This window comes from Pseudomonas chaetocerotis, assembly GCF_015712105.2.
In the GTDB taxonomy this organism is placed as follows: Bacteria; Pseudomonadota; Gammaproteobacteria; order Pseudomonadales; family Pseudomonadaceae; genus Aquipseudomonas; species Aquipseudomonas chaetocerotis.
The window spans coordinates 49404-70360 of the sequence record NZ_JACFYX020000009.1; the positions used below are offsets into that span (position 1 = coordinate 49404).

Sequence of the window (20957 nt, forward strand, 5' to 3'; positions counted from 1 at the left end):
GGCGAGAGGTTGGCAATGATGTGCTCCCTCATCTGGGCGCTATCTGCCGGCACGCCAGGAGTGTTTTCACGCTCTGGGATGCCGACACAAGGCTTGGTCCTCGCGATCGAAATCGTTAATCCGCACCCACCGCAAAGGGGGCTGCGTTCGCAGAGGTCTTCACAGTCCAGGCGCCAGACTGTCGGAAGGAACTGGCAGACGCGTAGGTATCTTCCATGAACTGGAAATAGATCATCTTGCCGTCACGCACCTTGGCATGGATGGAGAACGGCGAAGTGAATACCTGGTCGACCGCCACGGACCGGTAGGTGAACTTACCGAAAATCGCCACATCTTCTCCGGAGGAGATTTTAGTGCTGATGGTGAAGTCTTCGATTTTCCAGTAATCCTGGACCTGCAGGAATAATGAACTAAAGGCTTTCGGACCCTTGTTTGTGCCCGTCCAAGGCAAGATTTTCCTTAATTCCGGGTTATCGAAGTTGAGAGAAACATAAGTGGCGTCCGGAGCTGCCAGCTTCTCGGCAGCCGCCTCAACCTTATCGGGCGCAGTATTGGCCAGAAACTCCATGACTACCGAAAGTGAAGCCGCAGACTGTGCTTCGCTGGTTGACTGCGCGACCGCAGGAGTAACCGTCACAATGCACGCAGCGAGTGTAATTGCTGCAGCGAGCGATTTAATTTTAGAGGTGATCATGGGCTTTCTCCGATTAACTGCCATTTGTGATACGCAAGTACAAACACGTCGCTAAGTACGGGTACATACCCAGCAACTGGCAGGACTACAGCAAAGGGTATGCCATCGCAGCAAACCCTGGAGAAAAGCTATATTTATCAGCAGGATAGGCTTGTAGCAGACGGGATTCAGCTCAAATCCACTGTTTATCAAAGAGGGTTGAATTCATCATTTGATAAATCAGGGCAGCCCATTGATCAATTGGTTAATGCCGCAAAAATTCGCAATCGATTGGATCCGTCCGAGAAGGCAACTGAAATCACTCAGTTGCATCCTCATCAAGGATGCCGCTTTTCTTGAGACGATAAGCTAGCGCAGGTCGAGTTAATCCGAGGATTCGAGCGGCTTGCGCAACGTTTTGCTGAGCATGGTCCATTGCCCGTCGCATCAGCTGTTCTTCCACCGCTTCCAGGCTTATGTTTCGTTCGAAGATTTGCGTGACCCAATCGGCCGTGCTTGCTGTGTCCTCAGCCTGAACCAGCGTGCCATCGGCGTTAAGACGATCACCACGCACAGTGCCTGCCTTCGGGAAAACCGCAAAGAGCGCGTCCTGTCCTATGGTTTCGTTGCTGTCAGTCAAGATGACGCCGCGTTCAATCACATTCTCCAATTCGCGGATATTTCCAGGCCACGCGTAACTGAGACACAGCTCTAGTGCCTTGTCTGACAAACCTAGCGTGCGCTTGTGATACTGCAGATGAAACTTGCTTAGAAAGTGCTCTACCAGCAGCGGCAGGTCCTCGAGCCGATCACGCAGAGGGGGGACCTGAACCGGAAAAACGTTCAGTCGATAATAAAGATCCGCGCGAAACCGGCCCGCCTCCACCGCATCGGCGAGACTCTCATTGGTGGCAGCAATGACTCGCACGTCGACCTTATGGGTCCGAGAGCCCCCCACACGTTCGAGTTCCCCCTCTTGCAGCACCCTTAATAAGGTCGCTTGCGCTCTGGGCGTCAGCTCTACCACCTCGTCCAGAAAGATGGTCCCGCCGCTGGCGCGCTCGAAGCGCCCCGGGCGGGTCTGATTGGCGCCGGTATAAGCGCCTTTCTCAACGCCGAACAGTTCAGCCTCGATCAAGTCCTGCGCAATGGCAGCACAGTTCACCGCGACAAAGGCTTGCTCGGCGCGATCGCTGCGAAGATGCACGCTGCGAGCGATGACCTCCTTGCCGACACCGGTTTCTCCGAGCAACAGGACCGAAATCTTGCCCTTGGCTGCCTTGTCGATCGTCTTGCAGACCTTCATATAGGCAGGGGAGCGTCCAATACCGTAGTACTGGCCCTCCTGCTTCTCCAGGCTCGTGCGCAGTGAGCTGACCTGCGATTGCAGTTCATACAGCTCCTCGATGATGGGGTCGCTTTGAAAGTACTTTCTGAACTCTGCTGCGTTATCCCATTCCTCAGCGGGTTTCCCAATGATGATGCAGCGCTCATCACCACACCCGCGGCAGCTCGTTTCCTGAATGATGATTTCGCGTTTCATGAACGAAGAGCAGTGCGCACATGCGTAGCCCAGCAAGGACCAGCAAACCGGCTCATCCATCACACCCACCTCCGTCAGGCAGGTCTCGACCTCGAATGAATCAACCCATTCAAGCTCGCAATAGAAGTGGCCGGTCTCCTGATCCAGTTCCAACTGGATGGGTTTCGGATTGACCATGCCTTTCAAGGAGTGCAGATGCGGTCCAACCAGGAACATCTCCAGTTCCGGACTGTTTGGCCTGAGCTTGCGGGCCAATTCGGCGTCCTTGAGCCCGGATTGGTAGCCAAGGCGCATGAAGAACCCTTTTGCGCGCTCGATGCCGAGGGTATTGATGAGTTCACGGCGCAAACTAGCCATCGCCGACACCTGCATCAGCAACATGCGCTGCTCACCAAACCAGATTTTACCTTCTGTGCTTTGGAAGCGAACCTGATCGCTTAGGTCCTGAAAGCCGGAATACTGCAGCTCCGGCTTGTAGCTGATAGCCATTGAAGGAGGCCTCGATTATTGTTTTGAGCGGCTTGATGGATCTGTGCCACCGAATAAGAAGACCGAAGCGAGCGATCGTGATATCACTCGGTTCCAGTCAGTGTGGATGCGCAGAGCGGGGCTGCTCCGGAGAAGCCGCCAGGGCGGCGCAGGGTTGACGGATAGCACTGGAGCCATGATCAAGGGCTGATCAACTAAGACGGCCACGGCTCAAGTCGCTGGATTGAGCGAAAGCCGGGCGCTACACGAGGCCTCTCCCCCATTGCTTCGAATACCAGGCGAATGCCCGCTCGAGGACCGGGGTGAACGCAGTGACTGACGCTCGCACCTGCAATTTCAGGCAATCTCATAATCGTTGCTCTGAACGGTAGCTTAGCCATAAGCCTTTACCGGCCTGCCAATAGGCCTGGTTCCACGCGCCAAACCACACGGGTTAGCCGAATACATCCTGGCAAACACGCCACGGCGAGCGGTATGGAACATTGACACTGATCCTTTCGCGTACAGCGCGCTCAGCTGAAAAAAGGATAAGTCGGAGAGACCCTCGCCATAAGCCTGGAAAAATCGAATCGGTGTTTCGTTTTTCTCGAACGACTCACTGCCGGGATTGCGAACTGGTTGTCAGCATCTGGTCCCAGATTGGCGGGTTGCCGATCTGCTCGCTAAGGAAGCTGCTCAGTGCGTGAAGCTTGTGCGAGCCTTTTTGCGATTGGCGATAGACCACAGAAATATTGCCGCCTCGGGGAGCATAAGGCTCCAACACCTCTATCAGCTCACCGTCCACGATGGCCTGCGCGGCCAGAAAGGTGGGCAATATAGCGAGCCCGAGGCCTGCTTTCGCCGCTTCCATGAGTTGATGACCACAGTTGGTGCGCATTCGGCAGCGCACACGAAATGACTCCAATGTGTCGTTCACCGGTAGCGTCCACATGCCATGTGGCTCGCGATTGACATAGAGCAAGGCGAAATGCTGAGCCAGGTCTTGTGGTGTCTGTGGCGTGCCATGTGCATTCAGATAGTCAGGGCTGGCACAGATGATATGGCGGTTGGGTGTGATGATTTTGGCCACCAGCGAAGAGTCCGGTAACTCGCCAATACGCACCGCCGCATCGAAGCCCTCTTCATGCAAGTTGACGCGCCGGTCGTCGAACTCAACGTCCAGAGACAACTCAGGATATTGCTTGGCAAAAGACGCCAAAATCGGCGTCAGATATCTCATGCCGAACGCCATCGGAGCAGCGATGCGCAGATCTCCGCGGACACTCGACTGGGAGGTCAGAACGGCATTCTCGGCATTTTCTATGTCAGCGAGAATTCCGGTGCAATGGCGGTAAAAAACCTCACCCGATTCAGTCAGGCGAGTCTGCCGGCCACGCTCGAGCAGGATGCATCCTAGACGTTTCTCGAGTTGCTGAATGCGCTGAGAAACCATCGACTTGGCCGTGCCCAAACGACGAGCGGCCTCGGAAATACTCCCGCTGTCCACTACCGCAACGAAAGCATGCATTTCAGATAGTTTATTCATGCTCTTATCCAGAGAAATTGACTTGCATACTTTTCAGACCCACCGCCCAAGCGCTGCTGGCTCCGCACAATACCAGCAGAAAGCAGATTTATCGGCGAGATCAAGGGACCTCTATGGATTTGTCCTCCGCTTACGGGAGGACAAGGATGGTCAGCCAAACCGGCCAAAAAGCGGCAGCGACTCATGGGCTGTGCCGGGTGGTCAGGTGATGAAGCTCACTACCGCCTATCAACGTTCAAATGAGGAAGCCGGAACGACTGGGTTTCTTCATAGCTCGACTGCGCGCCGCTGCCTCATAAGTTCTTCAGCAGACGGCTGTTCGCGCGCCGCAATTGAGAAATCTGCTGCGGGGCACTACGACACCCGGTGCAGACCTAAGGCCTGCTTCGGAGAATTGATTCCAATGGGTTGGATAGAGCACAGCGCAAGGACACCGTGTAGCTCAGTACCGGTCACCTCGCATCAGACGAATCCCGGCCTGACGCAACGTGCATGCTGCGAGCAAATCTCGCTGCAGCATGCAGCGCCGTGCAAATGGAGTTGATCTGCGCTGATCGTTAATCAGGAGGAAACGAGTTTCTCGTAGTCAGAGAAAGGCTTGAGCTCGCAATACTGCACGTGTAGCAGATTCTCTTGAACGTAAGGCAGCGCCTCGATGTAATCACGCGCTTCCTCGAAGGTGGTGGACTCCAGCTCGAACGCTGCACCTGGACCAGCGGCCAGTCCATGAACTGCGCGAACAATACCGTCAGCGAAGCCTTGCCAAACGTGCAATACCTCCGGTTTCGCCAGTCGCTTGAAGTCCTCTGCCGCTCCATCAGCGCGGCGAGTCAGAATCACGAAGGTTTTCATAACGCCCCCTCCGTTTCCAGCTGCTGCCGCTGAGTTGTTTCGCCATCAGCAACATGCGCCGTTATCCCCGTCTGGCCCACGGCCACATGCGGTTCAAGCTCGTTGCGGGGCGTGTAGTCCCCACCATTCTGGGGCCGGAAGGGTATCGGCGCGTCCTCGAACAAACCCTCCAGACGGCTGCGCCAAGCCTCCTTGGCCGCGTCAGCACCGACGGCAGTCAAGTGGCCAGTGCCGTATACGGCGAACGTAGGCAGCACATCGAACCCTGGGAAGTAGAGCGAGCCGTGCGTGATCGGAAACAGCAATTGCTCAAGTGGTCCGTTGATACCGCGCGGCGAGTAATCTTCTGCGGGGCCGCCGACAGCGACTGACAACATGGCCCGCTTGCCCTTGAAGGCCCCATCTCCGTAGCGATAGGTGTTGCCTGCGTCCTTGAAGTTGTGGGCAAGTCCGGCTGCCCAAACACGATCTATCCATCCCTTCATGATGGCCGGCATACCGTACCACCAAAGCGGGAACTGAAAGATCACGGCATCTGCCGCAATGACCTTGTCTTGCTCTGCCGCTACGTCGGCGGTCTGGCGGCCATGGCGATATGCGTGAGCAGACTCTGCGCCGAACGACAGCCGCTGAAGATTGGCCCGCTCAGGAAAGTCGTGCTCGTCGAATATCGCTTTCCAGCCCATGGCGTATAGATCGGATTGCAGGACCTCGTGCCCTTGCGCAGTCAAGCATTCAACAGACACATCCACCAGTTGCCGTGTTAGCGACGAAGGCTCGGGATGGGCATGGATGATCAGTACTTTTTTCGACATGAAGGACGGCTCCGCTGTGATTTCGATGAAGTCTCGCGGGGCTCGGCCAATCTGTGAAATCGCAAAAATTTCCTGCTAGCATAAGTTCGATGGATACCAGACGCCTTGATCTCAATCTGCTTGTGACGTTGGAGGCCCTTCTCATCGAGCAGAATGTGACCAGGGCGGCCGCCCGTCTGCATTTGAGCCAGCCAGCAGTCAGCGCGCAGTTGAGCCGTCTGCGCGACGTCTTCAACGACCCTCTTCTGATCCCCGCGCAGCGTGGAATGACCCCCACCGTCAAAGCCTTGGAGCTGCTGGTGCCGCTTCGCCAAGCACTTGACCAAGTAAGGGCCACCGTCACTACTCACCTGAATTTCGAGCCCGCGACGGCGAGCCTGACGGTATCAATCGCCTGCACGGATTACGTGCAGGCGGCCTTGATCAAGCATCTTGTCGTCGCCATGCGACCCGAAGCGCCGGGTGTCCGTATCGCACTGCGCATCCTGGACGTACCACAGCTGGAGCTGCAGATGACCCGCGGCGAAGTGGATCTGGCCGTGATAAACATGAACGGGGCTCCGCCAGCACTCCACTCGCAACACCTCTACGATGAGAGTTACGTGCTGATTGGACGTCGTGGGCATCCAAGCCTGCGCGCGGACCTGACGGTGGATGAGTTCGCGCAGCTGGAACATGTCGTGGTGTCACTACGCGGCGGAGGCTTCTCTACCTCGGTGGATAACGCCTTGGTAGCACGAGGGCTGCGGCGTAACGTAGTTCTGTCAGCATCGTCATTTCTTCCAGTCCCGGAGTTGGTCGCGCAGTCGGATTGTGTGGCCCTGGTTCCAAGCCGCCTCGTAGAAGGTCGTGGCGAGCAGCTGCTGTGCGTAGCGCCTCCATTGCCGGTGGAGGGTTTTGCGATTGGCATGTTCTGGCATGAGCGGTCGGATGGGCACGCTGGCTTCAGATGGGTACGTGAGTTCATCACTCTCGTAGCCGATTCTCGAGCATCCCGATTCAACGAATCGAATAGTCAGGCTGGGTAGTTCATCGCATTATTCAAATGCGGCCTCACATAGCTCGCGGCGTTTATGTATTCGCGGCAGACATGGCTTAAACCGGAAATAGTGTTCGCTGCTCTGGCCAGTTACAGCCTGTCACGGCAGGCGCCTACCGGCCAATAGCGGACGATCATCCAGTAAATAAATCTGCCCCCTTTTTGGTCCCCTTTTTGTGTGGCGGGTCAGTCGATTGGCAGGGCCACCGGTCGCATCGGTGCGCCGTCAGCTCCGCGCAACTTCAGCGGTGCGCCGAACCAGGCGAACTGGTAAATCTTGTCGGCGGCCAGCTCCTCCAGGTAGACGTTCTGCATGATCGGGACGCCTTTGATCGACAGCATTGAGCTGTGCACAGGAATCCAGTTGTCTTTTTCCTTGGACGGCCAGACATCGGTGCTGATGTTGTCGACACCGATCACCACCGCGCCCTGCTCTGCCAGGAAGTCTGCAGACTCGCGGGTCAAGCCGGGGGTGTTGTGCATGAAGCGCTCCGGCTCTTTGAACCACTGCATGCGCCCGGTGCGTACCATCACGACATCGCCGGATTCAAAGCGGATGCCCTGTGCTTTTGCCGTCTGGCGCAAATCCTCGACGCTGATGCCGTAGGACTCGGGGAGTACCTCGACGCCTTTGTAACGCGCCACGTCGAGCAATACACCACGGGCGATGATCGGCGGATAATTCTCTACACCGGCCTTGTGCCAGCCGCGATCACCCAGATGCTCCTCGGTGGCAAAGCCGTTGTAGATCTTGCCCTTGAGGCCGAAGTGCGACAGCGCGTCGATATGCGTGCCGGTGTGGGCATACATCGAGATGGCTGATCCGGAGTAGCTGATCAGGCTGTTCTTCTCCTTGCCCAGGCCATTGGGGTCGTCAACGATGGTGCCTTGCGGGGTGTGCACATTCCAGATCTGGTAGCGCGGTTGCCCGAGGAAGTAGTAGCTGGGCATGCCCACGTAATACTCGACACTCAGATCGTAGGTTTTGCCGCTTTTTACGCGCTTTACGACATTCAGAATTGACTCTGGAGTGATACGGTTCAGGGCGCCAATTTCGTCGGCACTGCCCCAGGGGCTTTGACCAACCGTGGTGGTGTCTGCCTGGGCCAGTTGCGTGCCGAGGCAGAGCGCGGCGACAAGTGATAGGTATTTCATGGGACGTTCTCCGCAATAGGTAGCGGTCGTTACTCTAGGGTTGCGCAGAGGACGGAAAAACAGAGGGATCGCGAAAGTATTTTTCGTGTTTCGCAAAAGGCCAGGTGGGTGGGGATGGATAGATTGCAGGCAATGCGCTGCTTCGTGCGCGTGGTCAAACTGGGCAGTTTTTCGGCTGCGGCAGATGAAATGGCGTGCTCGAATGCCACCATCAGCAAGTACGTCAAATACCTGGAAGACTGGATGCAGAACCTGTTGCTGCAGCGCAGCACGCGTAGCCTGCAACTCACCGAAGCCGGTCAGCTGTTTTACCAGTACTGCCTGCGTGTCGAGCAGGACACCCAGGAGCTGCACGATCAGCTCAGCCAGGAACGCCAGCAGGTGGCTGGGCGCCTGGTGATATCCGCCCCGGTGTCGCTGACGCTGACCCTGATCGGGCCGCTGCTGCTGGATTTCCAGAATGAGCATCCGCAGCTGCAACTGGAGTTACGCCTCAGTGATCAGCCGGTTGACCTGGTGCGCGATGGCATCGATCTGGCGCTGCGTGGATCTGCCGAGTTGGCCGATTCGAATCTGGTGGCCATGCCGATGATGCCGCTGCAGCGAGTCGTGGTGGCAACCCCTGCCTATCTGGAACGACACGGAGTACCAAGCCACCTAGAGGACCTCGCCCAGCACAACTGCATCGTCTATAGCCGCAGTAGCGACGCCACAGAGTGGCAGTTCACCGCGGGTGATGAGATTCGCTCGGTGCGGGTGGGGGGGCGACTGACCGTGGATAACAGCCTTCTGCTGATCCAGGCGGTGCGTAACCATCAGGGACTCGGCCTGGTGCCGAGGGTCATGGTCGACAAAGAGCTGGATGCCGGGACTGTGCTACCGGTGCTGACGGATTACCCACCCACTGCGCGCACCCTGCATGCTATTTACCCCAATCGCCAGTATTTGCCGCGCAGGGTGAGCGTGCTGGTGGCCTACCTCAAGTCCCGCTTTAAGGAGACGCTAGAAGCCCTGTAGCTCAAGAAATGACGCCTGTAAGCCAACAGGAGTGGAGAGAAAGTTTTCCCAAAGCTGTCGCGCCGCCGACTTCTTATTGAGACTGAGTATCGACTGTTAACCTGCAGTGAGCACCTTAGTCCAGCACTGAATCGCACCGAGCTTAATGGACATATCTCAGAGTCCGTTTTGGGGCGTTTTCTGCCCGACGCGACTGGCTGCAATTGGCCGGTAGCAGCCCATCCAAATAGTCCCGCCACTCTACCCACTCCACCCTCCCTCGTCTTTCAGCGTAAAGTCGCCGCACCTTAAACCTCCGGTGTCCGTTCGAATGAATGGCGCCGAACAGGGAATCACCGACATGGACCGTTTACCTGGCATCCTCCCCGCCTTGGCGCTCTGCCTATTCCCTCTCGCTCAAGCCGATACACGCCAGCCTCAGCCCTGCAACGCTGCATTGCTGGACTCACTGGCGACCCAACTGGGACAGCAAGGCTGGACGCCCCCTGACAGGCGCGGCGACGGGCCGTTGGTGGCGGCTGCCTGCAAGCCCTGGCCGGATGATCCGGCGCTATCCGTGGTGACCCTGGCTTACCGTGACGCAGAGGACGCCACGCCAGCAGGCGAGCGCAATCTCCACTGGCTGGTGGCGAAGGTGGACGCGCAGAGCGGGCAATTGCGCGAACGTTATGACGACTACCTGGGGGAAGATGCCGCGCTGGAACTCGATGCCGACAGCTTGTGGCTGGATACCGCGCGCTATCACCTGGCACCAGACGTTCGCGCGTTCGGCGTGGTGGTGCGCAGTGTCGCACGCGGGGCGAGCTGTCCGGATGCCGGCTTCAATGATCTGCTAACGCTGGTGGTGCCGGAAGGGCCGCGGCTGAGACCGGTGTTTGCCACCTATCTGTACTCATGGACGACGGTAAAGGGTACGTCCTGCGTGATGGACAGTGACTTCCAATCAGAGCGTGCCGACATGACGCTGGGCCTGGGGCCGAAGCGAGCCCACGGCTACGCCGACCTGGTGGTAACCGCTCAGGTTCGCGCAGATTGGCAGGGTCCGATGCTGCGCAAGGTCAGTACGACCGTCCGCTACGACGGTAAGCACTACCCGTTCGATCAGTTCCCGATGTTCTGGATGACAGAACCGCAGCCGTAACGACGAACAGGCAAGGACAAGCCAGCGCCCCACGGCCGTCTAGACTGCTGAGTCTCAACCCACGGTGGGAGACTCAGGATGACCAGCAAGAACACCATCTGCCTCTGGTTCGACCGCGATGCGCTGGAGGCTGCGACCTTCTACGCCAAGACCTTTCCCGACAGCGCCGTGCTGGCGGTACACCATGCGCCCGGTGACTACCCCAGTGGCCAGCAGGGCGATGTGCTGACGGTGGAGTTCAGCGTGATGGGCATACCCTGCCTGGGCCTCAACGGCGGCCCGGCGTTCCAGCACAACGAGGCGTTCTCGTTTCAGGTCGCCACCGACGATCAGGCCGAGACGGATCGCCTGTGGCACGCGATCATCGACCACGGCGGCCAGGCCAGTGAATGCGGCTGGTGCAAGGACAAATGGGGCATCTCCTGGCAGATCACCCCGCGCATCCTCAGCGCCGCCATCGCCAGCTCTGACCGCGCAGCCGCCAAGCGCGCCTTCGAGGCGATGATGACCATGAGCAAGATCGACATTGCCAGACTCGAGGCGGCGCTGAAGGGCTGACTGCCGAAATGGATCAGACGCGGGCGTTTTTCTTCTGCAGGATCAGCGACGCTTCGTTATAGGCACTCTGGAAGGCGTCGCTGCCGATCCAGGTGATCGCGGCGTCTTCGTCTTCATCGTGGAAGATGCCGCGGTAGACGATCAGCAGGCCCATCATGAAGTCGGTCGCGGCCTCTTCCGACTCCTCGGCGACCACCAACTCCAGCACCGGGTACTGCAGGAATATCAGGCACAGGGCGAGCAGGCTGATGCCTTCGCCGGCTTTCATGGCCTGGAACAGGTCATCGAAATGCGCGGGGTCGAAGCCGTTCTCCTCGATGTCCTTGAAATCGAAGGTGCTCAGGTCGATCTCGACATCATCGAACGGCTCGTTGATAAACGGGTTGGCGAGAATCGGATGGACGACATTGGCCTGCGCCTTGGGCTTGCCCATGCGGTTCTGCCTGGCTTTGGTCTTGGCCCGTTGGGCGCGCTTCTTCTGTTTATCTGCGGAGGCCATGGGGCGTTCCTCGTTCGGTACAGCCATGTGCATGGCACGGAAAGTTCAGGCGCCATTGTATTCAGTCTTGGTCATGGCCTGCGGCTGAATTTGCAGACGGAGAGCCATGCATTGAAGATCGGGCTTGCCTCTTCGACTTCCACCTGTTTTCTTCGGGATGCATGGATGACGGGAGCCTGATCATGACGGACCGCGAACAACTCCACCACGACGGCTATGCGTTGCTGCGCCAGGCGGTTCCTGTCGGGTGGCTGGATGGGTTGCGCACCGTGTTCGATGCGGGCATCACCCCCTCGGATCAGTGGCCGGTACCGCGCGGCGCAGACTGGCATCACTCGCTGCTGGATGACGACGCCATGATTCAGGCCGTGTGCCGCCTGCCACAGCTGCTGGTAGTGGTCGGCGAGCTGATCGGCGAACGTTTCTTCCTCGCCCAGGTGGAGGGCCGCGAGCCACTGACCGGTGGCGGTCATCAGCCACTGCATCGCGATCTGTCGGCGCAGCGCCCGGGCGATATCGTCAATGCCATGGTCTACTTCGACGACTATGGCCCAGGCAACGGTGCCACCCGTATCGTTCCGAGCAGCCACCGTCCGCCTGCCGGCGAGTCACCCTTCGAAGTCAACGACGAGTCCCGCTCAGTGCAGCTTGCGGGTGCGGCCGGCGACATCCTGGTGTTCGATGTGGACCTGATACACGCCGGCAGCCTGAACCGGCTTGGCACACGTCGCCGCTCGATCCTGATCAGCTACTTCGCCGAGCCACTGTACGCGTCCTATCTGGAGACGCGCAGCCTGCGGGGGATTCGCATGGACGCAAGCGAACGCTTCGAACCTGCGGATTTTCCCCTGAGACAGGTGTGAGCAAGGCGGTTGCCAGTGTCAGCAGGCGACACTGGCGTCTCTCGCCGGCGGCAGGCCGAACAGCCGGCGGTACTCCCTGCTGAACTGCGACACACTTTCGTAACCCACCGCGAACGCCGCACTGCTGGCGGTGGCGCCCTCCCCTGTCATCAGGCGACGCGCTTCGATCAGACGCAGCCGTTTCTGAAATTGCAGCGGCGTCAATGATGTCTGGTTGCGAAAGTGGTGATGAAAAGATGACGGACTCATACCGGCCACGGACGCCAGATGCTCCACCGGCAGCGGCCGGGTGAATTCGATGCGCAGCACCTTCACCGCCCGAGCGATGCGTTGCGCATGGCCGTCCGGCCAGCCCAGGCGACTGATCGCCGGGCCATGCCGACCAGCCAGCAGCCAGTAATGCAGTTCGCGCACAAGCGAAGCGTGCAGCACCGTTGCCGAAGCCGGGCGCTCGAGCAGTCGCATCAGGCGTAGTGCCGCTTCGGCGACTTCGCTATCGGTCGGTTCGATGCGGATGGGCTCAAGCTCCGCACTCGGCACCGCCTTCATTTCCTCCATCAATTCGGTGAGCAGAGCAGGATCGAGGTCGATCACCAGCGAGATGTAAGGGACCTCGTGGTTCGCCTGGATGATCTGGCTGACCGTCGGTACGTCAGCGGTGATCAACAGCGAATCACCGGCGCTGAAGTCGAAGCTCCGGGTGCCCATCATGACGCGCTTGCTGCCCTGCAACACCAGACAGGCCAGAGGCCGGGTGATGGCGTAATCCAGCCCGCTGGGCTCTGACGTGCGAATGATGGTCAAGCCAGGAATGGGCGTTTGGGCAAGCCCGCCGGATTCGCCATGTCGATTCAGATAACCGCGCACAACCTCAAGCAGCGCTGCGCTCATCGTAGGCTCCTGATGCTGATCCAGAGCATGTCTTTTCCTCTTGGAGAAATAGGCAAAAAGCGTCGAGGTTTCGGTAACGACGGGGTTGCGCCACGCGCCACACAATGAAATCCCGTTCACCCATGAGAGGATTATTACCATGACCAAGATCGCCATCGTAACCGGCTCCAGCCGTGGCCTCGGCCGCAACACTGCGCTGAACATCGCGCGTCAGGGCATCGATGTCGTCGTCACCTATCACAGCCAGGCCGACACCGCACAGGCCGTGGTTGCCGACATCCAGGCCCAGGGACGCAAGGCGGTCGCTCTGCAGCTCGACGCAGGCGACGTCAGCACCTTTCCGGCCTTCGTACAACGCCTGCGCCAGGCACTTAACGATACCTGGCAACGCGATAGTTTCGACCACCTGATCAACAACGCCGGCCATGGCGACATGGCCTCGATTGCCGACACCACTGAAGCTCAATTCGATGCCCTGGTGAACGTGCATTTCAAAGGAGTGTTCTTCCTCACCCAGGCGTTGCTGCCACTGATGGCCGATGGTGGTCGTATCGTCAATATCTCGTCCGGGCTGACCCGCGTGTCCTATCCCGGTTTCTCCGCCTACTCGGCGGTCAAGGGCGCAGTGGAAGTGCTGAGCCTGTACATGGCCAAGGAGCTGGGCAGCCGGGGTATCGCAGTCAACACAGTGGCGCCCGGCGCCATCGAAACGGATTTCCTGGGGGGAGCCGTACGTGACATGCCGGACCTGAACAAGGTGTTCGCGGACATGACGGCGCTGGGTCGGGTCGGCGTGCCGGACGACATCGGCCCGATGATCGCCAGCCTGCTCGGCGAGCAGAATCGCTGGATCAACGCCCAGCGCATCGAGGTATCCGGCGGTCAGGCGATCTGATCGCCCCCGCTGCGACCGGACAACCCGGTCGCAGCGATATCCGCGCGCCCTAGCCACGCGACGGTTGCCCAGCCATGCGCTGACGCATCAGTTCCAAATCATGGTCGTTGTCAATTTACCTGATGACTGTTGTCTTTCTTTATCAGCTAACTCCCTCTAGTTTCCAGCCATCGACAACCCGATGGGAGCCTTGCATGAAACAGGACTGGAACGACCAGGTTGCACTGATCAGCGGTGCCGGCAGCGAACACGGCATCGGCATGGCCATCGCCAGGCGCTTGGGCGCGGCAGGGGCGAAGCTGATCGTCACCGCCAGCAGTGCGCGCATCGCCGAGCGCGTCGCCGAATTGCGCGCCGAAGGCTTCGTAGCCGAGGGCCGGGCAGTCGACCTTACCGACGAAGCCGGCGTGCAGGCGTTCGCCGCCTGGGCCGAAGGACTGTGGGGGCGCGTCGATATTCTGGTGAACAACGCCGGCATGGCGATGCAGGGCAGCCCTGAGCCGTTCGCGGAGCTTTCCAGCATGAGCCTGGAGGTCTGGAATCTCTCGCTCGCCCGCAACCTGACCAGTGCCTTCCTGCTCACCCGCGCCCTGCTCCCCGGCATGCAGACGCGCAGCTACGGGAGGATCGTCAACATCGGCTCCACCACCGGCACGCGTGGCGGCAATCCCGGCGAGGCGGCCTACAGCGCCGCCAAGGCCGGTATGGTGGGCATGAACATGGGCCTGGCGTTGGAGGTCGCACGCCAGGGCATCACGGTCAACACCGTGGCGCCGGGCTGGATCGCCACGGGCTCGAGCACGCCGCATGAACAGCGCGCCGCGGCCTATGTGCCGATAGGCCGTGCCGGACGCCCCGAGGAAGTGGCATCAGCCGTGGCCTTCCTCGCCTCCCCTGAAGCCAGCTACATCACCGGCGAGGTACTGGTGGTCGACGGCGGCAACTGCCTTATCGAGGACAAGGCCCCATGAGTACCGAGCCCAAAATCAGCCCCGTGGTGCTGATCACCGGCGCGGCTGGCGGCGTGGGCAGTGGGCTGGTGGCACGCTTCGTGGCCGGTGGCTGGGCGGTGTTCGCCACCGACGCCAACGCTACCGGCCTGGCCGAGCTGGGCCAGCGCCATACGCTGGTAGGCAACCTGGCGACGGATATCCGCAAGCCTGCCAACTGCAATGCAGTGGTGACGGCAGTGATCGAAGCAGCTGGCCGACTGGATGCATTGATCAATGCGGCAGGGGTATGGCGCGAAGGGCCGGTGGAAGCCTTCAGCGAGGAGGATTTCGACCTGGTATTGGACGTCAACCTCAAGGCCAGCTTCTTCATGTGCGCTGCGGCCATTGCTCACCTGCGCCAGACGCGAGGCGCCATCGTCAATATTTCCAGCGACGCCGGACGCCAGGGCAACCCCAATGCTGCCGCCTACTGCGCCAGCAAGGGCGGCCTGAGCATGTTCACCAAGGCACTGGCGCTGGATCTGGCACCTTACGGCGTGCGTTGCAACGCCGTCTCGCCTGGCGATATCGAGACACCGATGCTCAAGTTCCAGGCCGAGCATTACGGTAATGGCGATCCGGACGCCTACTACCGGGAGTTGCTGGGGAAATATCCACAGGGAGATCAGGCGCGTTTCATCCAGCCGGAAGAAGTGGCGGAACTGGCGTTCTTCCTCTGCCAGCCTGGGGCGCGGTCGATCACCGGTGCTGACCTGGCCATCGATCAGGGCATTTCAGCCGGTCACTGATCGTCGCGCCGTTCGTAGCGCTGCTGGATGCGCGCCAGCTCACCCGAGCGGCGCAATCTGTCCAGGGCAGCGGCCCAGGCCGCGACCAGCGCATCGTCGCTGTCGCGGCTGAAGGCGATATACAGCGAGGAGCGGTACAGCTCGATGGGCACCCGCCTGAGAGTGCCCGGGGCGATACCCAGCTGGCGACTGTAGTAGGCCACGCCGGCGTCGGTGTCGCCGATGATGACCTCGGTACGCCCGGCCAACAGCATGCGGTAGAGCTGCTCACTCTCCGTTGCGCTCGTGTCGAGGTTGTCGAACCCCATCGACGTCAACATCGTTGGCACCAGGCCGGCGTGCCGGGTGGTGATGCGTGGGGTGTGCAGCAACTGCTCCAGCGTGTGAATCGGCTGCGCTGCAGCGGCCAGCTGGTAGGGGTAGATGGACTCCTCGGCGATGGGCCCGACCCACTTGAACAAGGACTCGCGCTCTGGCGTGCGGAACATCGAGTACATGATGGTTCTGGGCTGAGTGTGCAGCACACGAGAGGCGCGCATGCTGGGTCTCATGCTGATCTCGAAGTCATCGCCGGTCAGCGCCATGATGGCCCGCACCACCTCCGTGGCCATGCCGGTGATGTGCTCGTTCTCCCGGTAGTTGTAGGGTGCCCATTCCTCGGTGACCAGCTGATACGTCTCGGCTCTGGCAAGCGCCCCCATCAGCAGGCAGAGCAATGCAGCGATGAGTGTCGAGTGCTTCACCGGCTGTACCTGCGGGACTGGATGTTGTTCAAGGGCGGCTCTGATCAGGGTGGCTCGGCAAGCATAGACGCTATGCCAGTGTTGCAGCCTCATGGGCAAAACCCAACGCTAACGTTGACCTTGACCCCATCTCGCCACGCGCTGCGCAGAGTCGTTGCCTGACCAGGCAGGCAGCGCCCCTGCGGCGCCTGCAACTATCCGCGCCCGGGCTGCGGCACTGCTGGCGCCAGCGGTAGATCAGCGCTGCTGTGGACGCCCACCTCGTCGGCATCAGCCTGCTCGGCGCTGGACAACTCGCTCGCGTTGAAGCCGGTGATGCGCAGCAGTGCCAGTGTGCAACTCAGCGACACCAGCGCGTAGCTGGCCGATGCAATCGCCACGCCGGTGATGCTGCCGGTGCTGTTGAGTATCCATTGCGCCAACACCGGCGTACCGCCACCAACCAGCAGTGAACACAACTGATAGGCCAAAGACAGCCCCGAGTAGCGCACCCGCGCAGGAAAGGCACGCGCCAGGATACCGCCGATGGCGCCGTAGAACATGGCATGCGGAATGGTAGCCAGGCACATGGCCACAGCGGCTATCCAGTACACCCGCGTCTCAACGGCGTAGAACATCGCCGGCATCAGGAAGAACTCCGGCAGCACCATGATCAGCACCGCCCGGCGCATGTCGATGCGCGAGGTCAGCAGCGCGCCGATCGGCTGACTGACGAACTGCACGATGAGCGCGATGACGATGATGCTGAGGAAGGTTGCCTGGTCATACCCCAGGGTCTTGGTCGCCCAGGACAGCGCGAAGGTGCTCTTGAAATAGGTGACATGGATCACCGGCAACGTACCCGCGCCCAGCAACACGATCAGCCAGTGCTTGCGCAACACTTCGAGGATCGGCAGCTTCACCGTTTTCTTCTCTTTGAGCAGGCGCTGCATATCCCGCGACTCTTCCAGGGTCAGGCGAATGACCATGCCGATGATCACCAGCAAGGCGGACAGCAGGAAGGGCACGCGCCAGCCCCATTGCAGAAAGTCCGGCATCGGCAGGCTGCTAAGGCCGAAGAACACCAGGGTCGCCAGCAGATTGCCGGTCGGCGAGCCCTGCTGGGCAAAGGCTGCATAGAGAATGCCCTTGCCCTTGGGCGCGCTCTCGCTGGCAATGAGCACCGCCCCGCCCCATTCGCCGCCGACGGCAATCCCCTGCAGCACGCGCAGCACCACCAGTGCCACGGGCGCCAGCAGGCCGATTTCGGCATAGGTGGGCAAGAAGCCGATGCAGGTGGTGGCCACTCCCATCATGATCAGGGTGATCACCAGCGTGGTCTTGCGCCCGATGCGGTCACCGAGATGACCGAAGATGACGCCACCCAATGGCCGTGCGACGAAACCGGACCAGAGCGTGAAAAAGGACAGCAAGGTGGCCAGCCCCGGTTCCATGTCGGCCGGAAAGAACACCTTGCCGAACACCAGGGCGGCAGCCAGGCCGTATATGTAAAAGTCATACCACTCGATGGTGGTGCCGATGAAGGAAGCAATGCCCGCCTTGCGTGCCTTGCGGTGCTGTTCCTGCTCACTGACGCACTCGTTGCGCTGCATGGACCCTACCTCATTGTTTTTATTGTCGGGGCAACGCTTGCCCATACCCCGACGGACAACAGGACGGGGGCAGGCAACTGCAGCGATGCACGGCGTGAGACTCGAGTCGAATCGGAGTCTAGGAGCGAGGTAGGAAAATCAATAGTCGTTTGTTCTTATGGCTTGATAAGCAAATCCGCATGTCCATGACCGGCCAGGGCCAGGTCATCGCGCAGGACGGCGAGAAAATGACGGGCGGCCTCGGGCGGGTTGTCCTCGGCAATGATGGCGTGCAGCTCCGAGGGCGGCCCGACCTGCGCGATGGCCACGCAATGCAGCTCGCCACGCCAGGCGCCACTGAGACTCTGCGGCAGCAGGGCCACACCCATGCCATGCATCACCATGGTGATGATGGTCTGCCACAGGCGCGCTTCGTGACGAATCTGCGGGCTGAAACCCGCCGCCACGCAGCGCGCGATGATCAGGTCGTGGTAGTGCGGTGAGGCCGAGCGCGGAAAGAGGATGAAAGGCTCGTCACGCAGTTGCGCCAGATCGATGGTCGTTTCTGCGAGCAGCGGGTGGCCAGGCGGCAGGCAGCAGACGAAGGGATCGGTCAGCAGCAGCAGCGACGCGACGCCGGCCAGCGTCGTGCCCCGGTGCACGAAGCCTATGTCGATCTGACCACGTTGCAGGGCCTGGGCCTGTTCGGCGCTGTTGATCTCGCGTAGCACCACCTCCATCCCCGGATAGAGCGCCTCGTAGCGCGCCACCGCCGCCGGCAGTCCCTGATACAGCATGGAACTGACGAAGCCGACACGCAGACGTCCCAGTGCTCCCTGGGCGGAGCGCAAGGTCAGGCGGCGTGCCTGTTCCGCCTGCAACAGCAGGCTGCGCGCCTCATCGAGCAGCACCCGGCCGGCGGGGGTGAGCTTGACCGACTTGTTGTTGCGTTGCAGCAACTGGATACCCAACTGCTCCTCGAGCTTCTTGATGTCGAAGGACAGCGCTGGCTGAGAGATGAACAGCCGCGCGGCGGCCCGGCCGAAATGCAGCTCTTCGGCGACCGCCACGAAATAGCGCAGTTGTTTGAGGTCCATGTTCGGCAGGCTCCGACGATATTTTTTTCTTATCGTAGGAGCTTTTTATTGTATTGGATACTTATCAAAAGGCTTCCTAGGCTCGCTGCACTGACCCAAGGAGTGCCGCCATGAACGCCCTGACCGACGCCGCCCATCGCGATGAGCTGAACATCCCCGACAGCAGCGGGATGAACCTCTTCGATTGCGATCCCAGCCTGGCCCAGTTGCTCGCCACCTACCTGCCTGCAGACATACTCGCGTCCTGGCTGCCCGAGTTGCAGCGCCTGGGCGCACGTGCCGGCGACGAACTGGATCGCCTCGCTCTGTCGGCAGACAAGAACCCACCAACGCTGGCAGCGCGCACCCGTCGCGGCGAAGACCTCCAGCACCTGGTCAAGCATCCGCACTACGTCGAGCTGGAACGTGTGGCCTATGCCGAACTGGGCCTGGCCGCCCTGAGTCACCGCGCGGACGGGCCGCCGCCGCTGATCAAGTACGCCCTCACCTACCTCTTCGTCCAGGCCGAATTCGGCCTCTGCTGCCCGGTGAGCATGACCGACTCGCTGACCCGCACCCTGCACAAGTTCGGCACCCCGGAGCTGGTGCAGCGCTACCTGCCCCGTCTGGCCTCGCAAGACTTCGACAACCTCTATCAGGGCGCCATGTTCATGACCGAACAGGCGGCCGGCTCGGACGTGGCACGCACCCGTACACGCGCCAGCCTGGAGGATGGCACCTGGAAGCTGTACGGCGACAAGTGGTTCTGCTCCAACCCCGATGCCGAGCTGGCCATGGTACTCGCGCGCCCTGATGACGCCCCCGAAGGTATGCCGGGCGTAAGCCTGTTCCTGCTGCCCAGGCATCGTCCTGACGGCAGCCGCAACGCCTACCGCATCGTGCGCCTGAAGGACAAGCTGGGCAGCCGCTCCATGGCCAGCGGCGAAATCAGCCTGGAAGGCGCGACGGCCTATCTGATCGGCGAGGTCGGTCGGGGCTTTCAGCAGATGGCAGACATGATCAACATGTCGCGGCTGTCCAATGGCGTGCGTGCCGCCGGACTGATGCGCCGCGCGCTCAATGAAGCGCTGCATGTGGCACGCCATCGCCTCGCCTTCGGCAAGCGCCTGGTGGACATGCCGCTGATGCAGCGCCAACTGCTCAAGCTGATGTTGCCGACCGAACAGGCACGCTCGCTGTTCATGCAGATCGCTACTCTGCTACCCAGGGCCGATGCCGGTGACGACGAGGCACAAAAGTGCGTGCGCATTCTCACCCCGCTGATCAAGTTCCGCGCCTGCCGTGATGCCCGCCGGGTCACTGGCGATGCCATGGAGGTACGCGGCGGCCTTGGCTACATCGAGGAATGGAGCGATGCACGGCTGGTGCGCGATGCCCACCTGGGTTCGATCTGGGAGGGCACCAGCAATATCGTTGCCCTCGATATCGCCCGCGCCGTCACCCGTGAAGACGCCCTCGCCCCCCTGCAGCGTCATCTGCAGCATCTGCTGAAACAGGCCGACCTACCTCCCGCCGCCGACGCGCTGTTGCAGGGGCTGTTGCAACGCGCCGTGACGCTGCTCGACGAGGTGGCCGGCAACCGTCGCCATGACGCGGTTCGCCAGGCTGGCAGCGCCCTTTACCACATCAGCACGGCGATCTTCATGGCCTGGGAAGCATCACGTCTGGCGCCCGACTACCGGCGTCTGGCGCTGGCCCTGCTGGTCACCCGCCACCGCCTGCTGCCCCGCGACCCACTGGCCAACGACCTGGACGACAGCGACCTGCTGACACACTTGGTCGGTGAAACACCGCTGTCTCTCGACGAAGCCCTGCGTGCGCTGCCGCACTGACTCCCCTGCTCAGGAAAA

General features: G+C 60.6%; 20 protein-coding genes. 9 read left to right on the plus strand and 11 right to left on the minus strand.

What is annotated here, in order from left to right; translation table 11 throughout:
- Nucleotides 1-115: 115 nt before the first annotated feature.
- From H3221_RS16700 to H3221_RS16720, 5 genes are all read right to left on the minus strand, one after another.
- Nucleotides 116-694: a nuclear transport factor 2 family protein gene (locus tag H3221_RS16700; RefSeq protein WP_196476488.1), complete on the minus strand. Its 579-nt coding sequence runs from the start codon at nucleotides 692-694 to the stop codon at nucleotides 116-118.
- Between the two features lie 298 nt (nucleotides 695-992).
- Entirely contained in the window at nucleotides 993-2705 is a 1713-nt protein-coding gene (locus H3221_RS16705; protein WP_196476489.1) for a sigma-54-dependent Fis family transcriptional regulator, read from the minus strand.
- A 595-nt stretch (nucleotides 2706-3300) separates the two neighbouring features.
- Nucleotides 3301-4230 (minus strand): LysR family transcriptional regulator, encoded by a 930-nt coding sequence (locus H3221_RS16710; protein ID WP_021490175.1) that lies wholly within the window; start codon nucleotides 4228-4230, stop codon nucleotides 3301-3303.
- Nucleotides 4231-4791: 561 nt separating this feature from the next.
- Nucleotides 4792-5082, minus strand: a complete 291-nt coding sequence (locus H3221_RS16715) for a hypothetical protein (protein ID WP_196476490.1) — start codon at nucleotides 5080-5082, stop codon at nucleotides 4792-4794.
- Nucleotides 5079-5897: an NAD(P)H-dependent oxidoreductase gene (locus tag H3221_RS16720; protein WP_196476491.1), complete on the minus strand. Its 819-nt coding sequence runs from the start codon at nucleotides 5895-5897 to the stop codon at nucleotides 5079-5081. The genes H3221_RS16715 and H3221_RS16720 overlap by 4 nt, the downstream gene beginning before the upstream one ends.
- Before the next feature lie 89 nt (nucleotides 5898-5986).
- Between H3221_RS16720 and H3221_RS16725 the strand changes: the two genes are divergently transcribed.
- Nucleotides 5987-6925 (plus strand): LysR family transcriptional regulator, encoded by a 939-nt coding sequence (locus H3221_RS16725; RefSeq protein ID WP_196476492.1) that lies wholly within the window; start codon nucleotides 5987-5989, stop codon nucleotides 6923-6925.
- Nucleotides 6926-7122: 197 nt separating this feature from the next.
- Here the strand turns inward: H3221_RS16725 and H3221_RS16730 are convergent, their stop codons facing one another.
- Entirely contained in the window at nucleotides 7123-8091 is a 969-nt protein-coding gene (locus H3221_RS16730; RefSeq protein WP_196476493.1) for a cyclase family protein, read from the minus strand.
- A 114-nt stretch (nucleotides 8092-8205) separates the two neighbouring features.
- Between H3221_RS16730 and H3221_RS16735 the strand changes: the two genes are divergently transcribed.
- The 3 genes from H3221_RS16735 to H3221_RS16745 all read left to right on the plus strand — a co-directional run bounded on the left by H3221_RS16735 (nucleotide 8206) and on the right by H3221_RS16745 (nucleotide 10807).
- Nucleotides 8206-9108: a LysR family transcriptional regulator gene (locus H3221_RS16735; RefSeq protein WP_031306760.1), complete on the plus strand. Its 903-nt coding sequence runs from the start codon at nucleotides 8206-8208 to the stop codon at nucleotides 9106-9108.
- Between the two features lie 340 nt (nucleotides 9109-9448).
- Nucleotides 9449-10249, plus strand: coding sequence for a PA3715 family protein (locus H3221_RS16740; RefSeq protein WP_196476494.1), 801 nt, complete (start codon nucleotides 9449-9451; stop codon nucleotides 10247-10249).
- Between the two features lie 78 nt (nucleotides 10250-10327).
- Complete coding sequence (locus H3221_RS16745; protein WP_196476495.1) at nucleotides 10328-10807, plus strand: VOC family protein; 480 nt, start codon at nucleotides 10328-10330, stop codon at nucleotides 10805-10807.
- A gap of 13 nt (nucleotides 10808-10820) precedes the next feature.
- Here the strand turns inward: H3221_RS16745 and H3221_RS16750 are convergent, their stop codons facing one another.
- Nucleotides 10821-11306, minus strand: coding sequence for a hypothetical protein (locus H3221_RS16750; protein ID WP_196476496.1), 486 nt, complete (start codon nucleotides 11304-11306; stop codon nucleotides 10821-10823).
- Between the two features lie 182 nt (nucleotides 11307-11488).
- Here H3221_RS16750 and H3221_RS16755 point away from each other — a divergent pair, with 182 nt between their 5' ends.
- Nucleotides 11489-12169: a phytanoyl-CoA dioxygenase family protein gene (locus H3221_RS16755; protein ID WP_196476497.1), complete on the plus strand. Its 681-nt coding sequence runs from the start codon at nucleotides 11489-11491 to the stop codon at nucleotides 12167-12169.
- Between the two features lie 18 nt (nucleotides 12170-12187).
- Here H3221_RS16755 and H3221_RS16760 read toward each other — a convergent pair whose 3' ends face one another.
- Nucleotides 12188-13060, minus strand: coding sequence for an AraC family transcriptional regulator (locus tag H3221_RS16760; RefSeq protein ID WP_196476525.1), 873 nt, complete (start codon nucleotides 13058-13060; stop codon nucleotides 12188-12190).
- A 139-nt stretch (nucleotides 13061-13199) separates the two neighbouring features.
- Here H3221_RS16760 and H3221_RS16765 point away from each other — a divergent pair, with 139 nt between their 5' ends.
- The 3 genes from H3221_RS16765 to H3221_RS16775 all read left to right on the plus strand — a co-directional run bounded on the left by H3221_RS16765 (nucleotide 13200) and on the right by H3221_RS16775 (nucleotide 15696).
- Complete coding sequence (locus H3221_RS16765; RefSeq protein WP_196476498.1) at nucleotides 13200-13955, plus strand: SDR family oxidoreductase; 756 nt, start codon at nucleotides 13200-13202, stop codon at nucleotides 13953-13955.
- 194 nt (nucleotides 13956-14149) lie between these two features.
- Nucleotides 14150-14926 (plus strand): SDR family NAD(P)-dependent oxidoreductase, encoded by a 777-nt coding sequence (locus tag H3221_RS16770; RefSeq protein WP_196476499.1) that lies wholly within the window; start codon nucleotides 14150-14152, stop codon nucleotides 14924-14926.
- Nucleotides 14923-15696, plus strand: coding sequence for an SDR family NAD(P)-dependent oxidoreductase (locus H3221_RS16775; protein WP_196476500.1), 774 nt, complete (start codon nucleotides 14923-14925; stop codon nucleotides 15694-15696). The genes H3221_RS16770 and H3221_RS16775 overlap by 4 nt, the downstream gene beginning before the upstream one ends.
- On the opposite strand, the gene H3221_RS16780 is transcribed toward H3221_RS16775, so the two are convergent.
- The 3 genes from H3221_RS16780 to H3221_RS16790 form a co-directional block, all read right to left on the minus strand.
- Nucleotides 15690-16439 (minus strand): substrate-binding periplasmic protein, encoded by a 750-nt coding sequence (locus tag H3221_RS16780; protein ID WP_196476501.1) that lies wholly within the window; start codon nucleotides 16437-16439, stop codon nucleotides 15690-15692. The two genes, H3221_RS16775 and H3221_RS16780, sit on opposite strands and share 7 nt — an antisense overlap.
- 194 nt (nucleotides 16440-16633) lie before the next feature.
- Entirely contained in the window at nucleotides 16634-18031 is a 1398-nt protein-coding gene (locus H3221_RS16785; RefSeq protein ID WP_196476502.1) for an MFS transporter, read from the minus strand.
- A gap of 155 nt (nucleotides 18032-18186) precedes the next feature.
- Entirely contained in the window at nucleotides 18187-19107 is a 921-nt protein-coding gene (locus H3221_RS16790; RefSeq protein WP_196476503.1) for a LysR family transcriptional regulator, read from the minus strand.
- A 110-nt stretch (nucleotides 19108-19217) separates the two neighbouring features.
- Between H3221_RS16790 and H3221_RS16795 the strand changes: the two genes are divergently transcribed.
- Nucleotides 19218-20939, plus strand: coding sequence for an acyl-CoA dehydrogenase family protein (locus H3221_RS16795; RefSeq protein WP_196476504.1), 1722 nt, complete (start codon nucleotides 19218-19220; stop codon nucleotides 20937-20939).
- Nucleotides 20940-20957 lie beyond the last annotated feature (18 nt).

Excerpts from the sequence above, each read along its gene's own strand:
- H3221_RS16770 (WP_196476499.1), top strand. The coding sequence starts at position 14,150 with ATGAAACAGGACTGGAACGACCAGGTTGCACTGATCAGCGGTGCCGGC.
- H3221_RS16745 (WP_196476495.1), top strand. The coding sequence starts at position 10,328 with ATGACCAGCAAGAACACCATCTGCCTCTGGTTCGACCGCGATGCGCTG.
- H3221_RS16765 (WP_196476498.1), top strand. The coding sequence starts at position 13,200 with ATGACCAAGATCGCCATCGTAACCGGCTCCAGCCGTGGCCTCGGCCGC.
- H3221_RS16760 (WP_196476525.1), bottom strand. The coding sequence starts at position 13,060 with ATGAGCGCAGCGCTGCTTGAGGTTGTGCGCGGTTATCTGAATCGACAT.
- H3221_RS16705 (WP_196476489.1), bottom strand. The coding sequence starts at position 2,705 with ATGGCTATCAGCTACAAGCCGGAGCTGCAGTATTCCGGCTTTCAGGAC.
- H3221_RS16795 (WP_196476504.1), top strand. The coding sequence starts at position 19,218 with ATGAACGCCCTGACCGACGCCGCCCATCGCGATGAGCTGAACATCCCC.
- H3221_RS16785 (WP_196476502.1), bottom strand. The coding sequence starts at position 18,031 with ATGCAGCGCAACGAGTGCGTCAGTGAGCAGGAACAGCACCGCAAGGCA.
- H3221_RS16740 (WP_196476494.1), top strand. The coding sequence starts at position 9,449 with ATGGACCGTTTACCTGGCATCCTCCCCGCCTTGGCGCTCTGCCTATTC.
- H3221_RS16775 (WP_196476500.1), top strand. The coding sequence starts at position 14,923 with ATGAGTACCGAGCCCAAAATCAGCCCCGTGGTGCTGATCACCGGCGCG.
- H3221_RS16700 (WP_196476488.1), bottom strand. The coding sequence starts at position 694 with ATGATCACCTCTAAAATTAAATCGCTCGCTGCAGCAATTACACTCGCT.
- H3221_RS16730 (WP_196476493.1), bottom strand. The coding sequence starts at position 8,091 with ATGAAATACCTATCACTTGTCGCCGCGCTCTGCCTCGGCACGCAACTG.
- H3221_RS16710 (WP_021490175.1), bottom strand. The coding sequence starts at position 4,230 with ATGAATAAACTATCTGAAATGCATGCTTTCGTTGCGGTAGTGGACAGC.
- H3221_RS16755 (WP_196476497.1), top strand. The coding sequence starts at position 11,489 with ATGACGGACCGCGAACAACTCCACCACGACGGCTATGCGTTGCTGCGC.
- H3221_RS16715 (WP_196476490.1), bottom strand. The coding sequence starts at position 5,082 with ATGAAAACCTTCGTGATTCTGACTCGCCGCGCTGATGGAGCGGCAGAG.
- H3221_RS16750 (WP_196476496.1), bottom strand. The coding sequence starts at position 11,306 with ATGGCCTCCGCAGATAAACAGAAGAAGCGCGCCCAACGGGCCAAGACC.
- H3221_RS16790 (WP_196476503.1), bottom strand. The coding sequence starts at position 19,107 with ATGGACCTCAAACAACTGCGCTATTTCGTGGCGGTCGCCGAAGAGCTG.
- H3221_RS16720 (WP_196476491.1), bottom strand. The coding sequence starts at position 5,897 with ATGTCGAAAAAAGTACTGATCATCCATGCCCATCCCGAGCCTTCGTCG.
- H3221_RS16735 (WP_031306760.1), top strand. The coding sequence starts at position 8,206 with ATGGATAGATTGCAGGCAATGCGCTGCTTCGTGCGCGTGGTCAAACTG.
- H3221_RS16725 (WP_196476492.1), top strand. The coding sequence starts at position 5,987 with ATGGATACCAGACGCCTTGATCTCAATCTGCTTGTGACGTTGGAGGCC.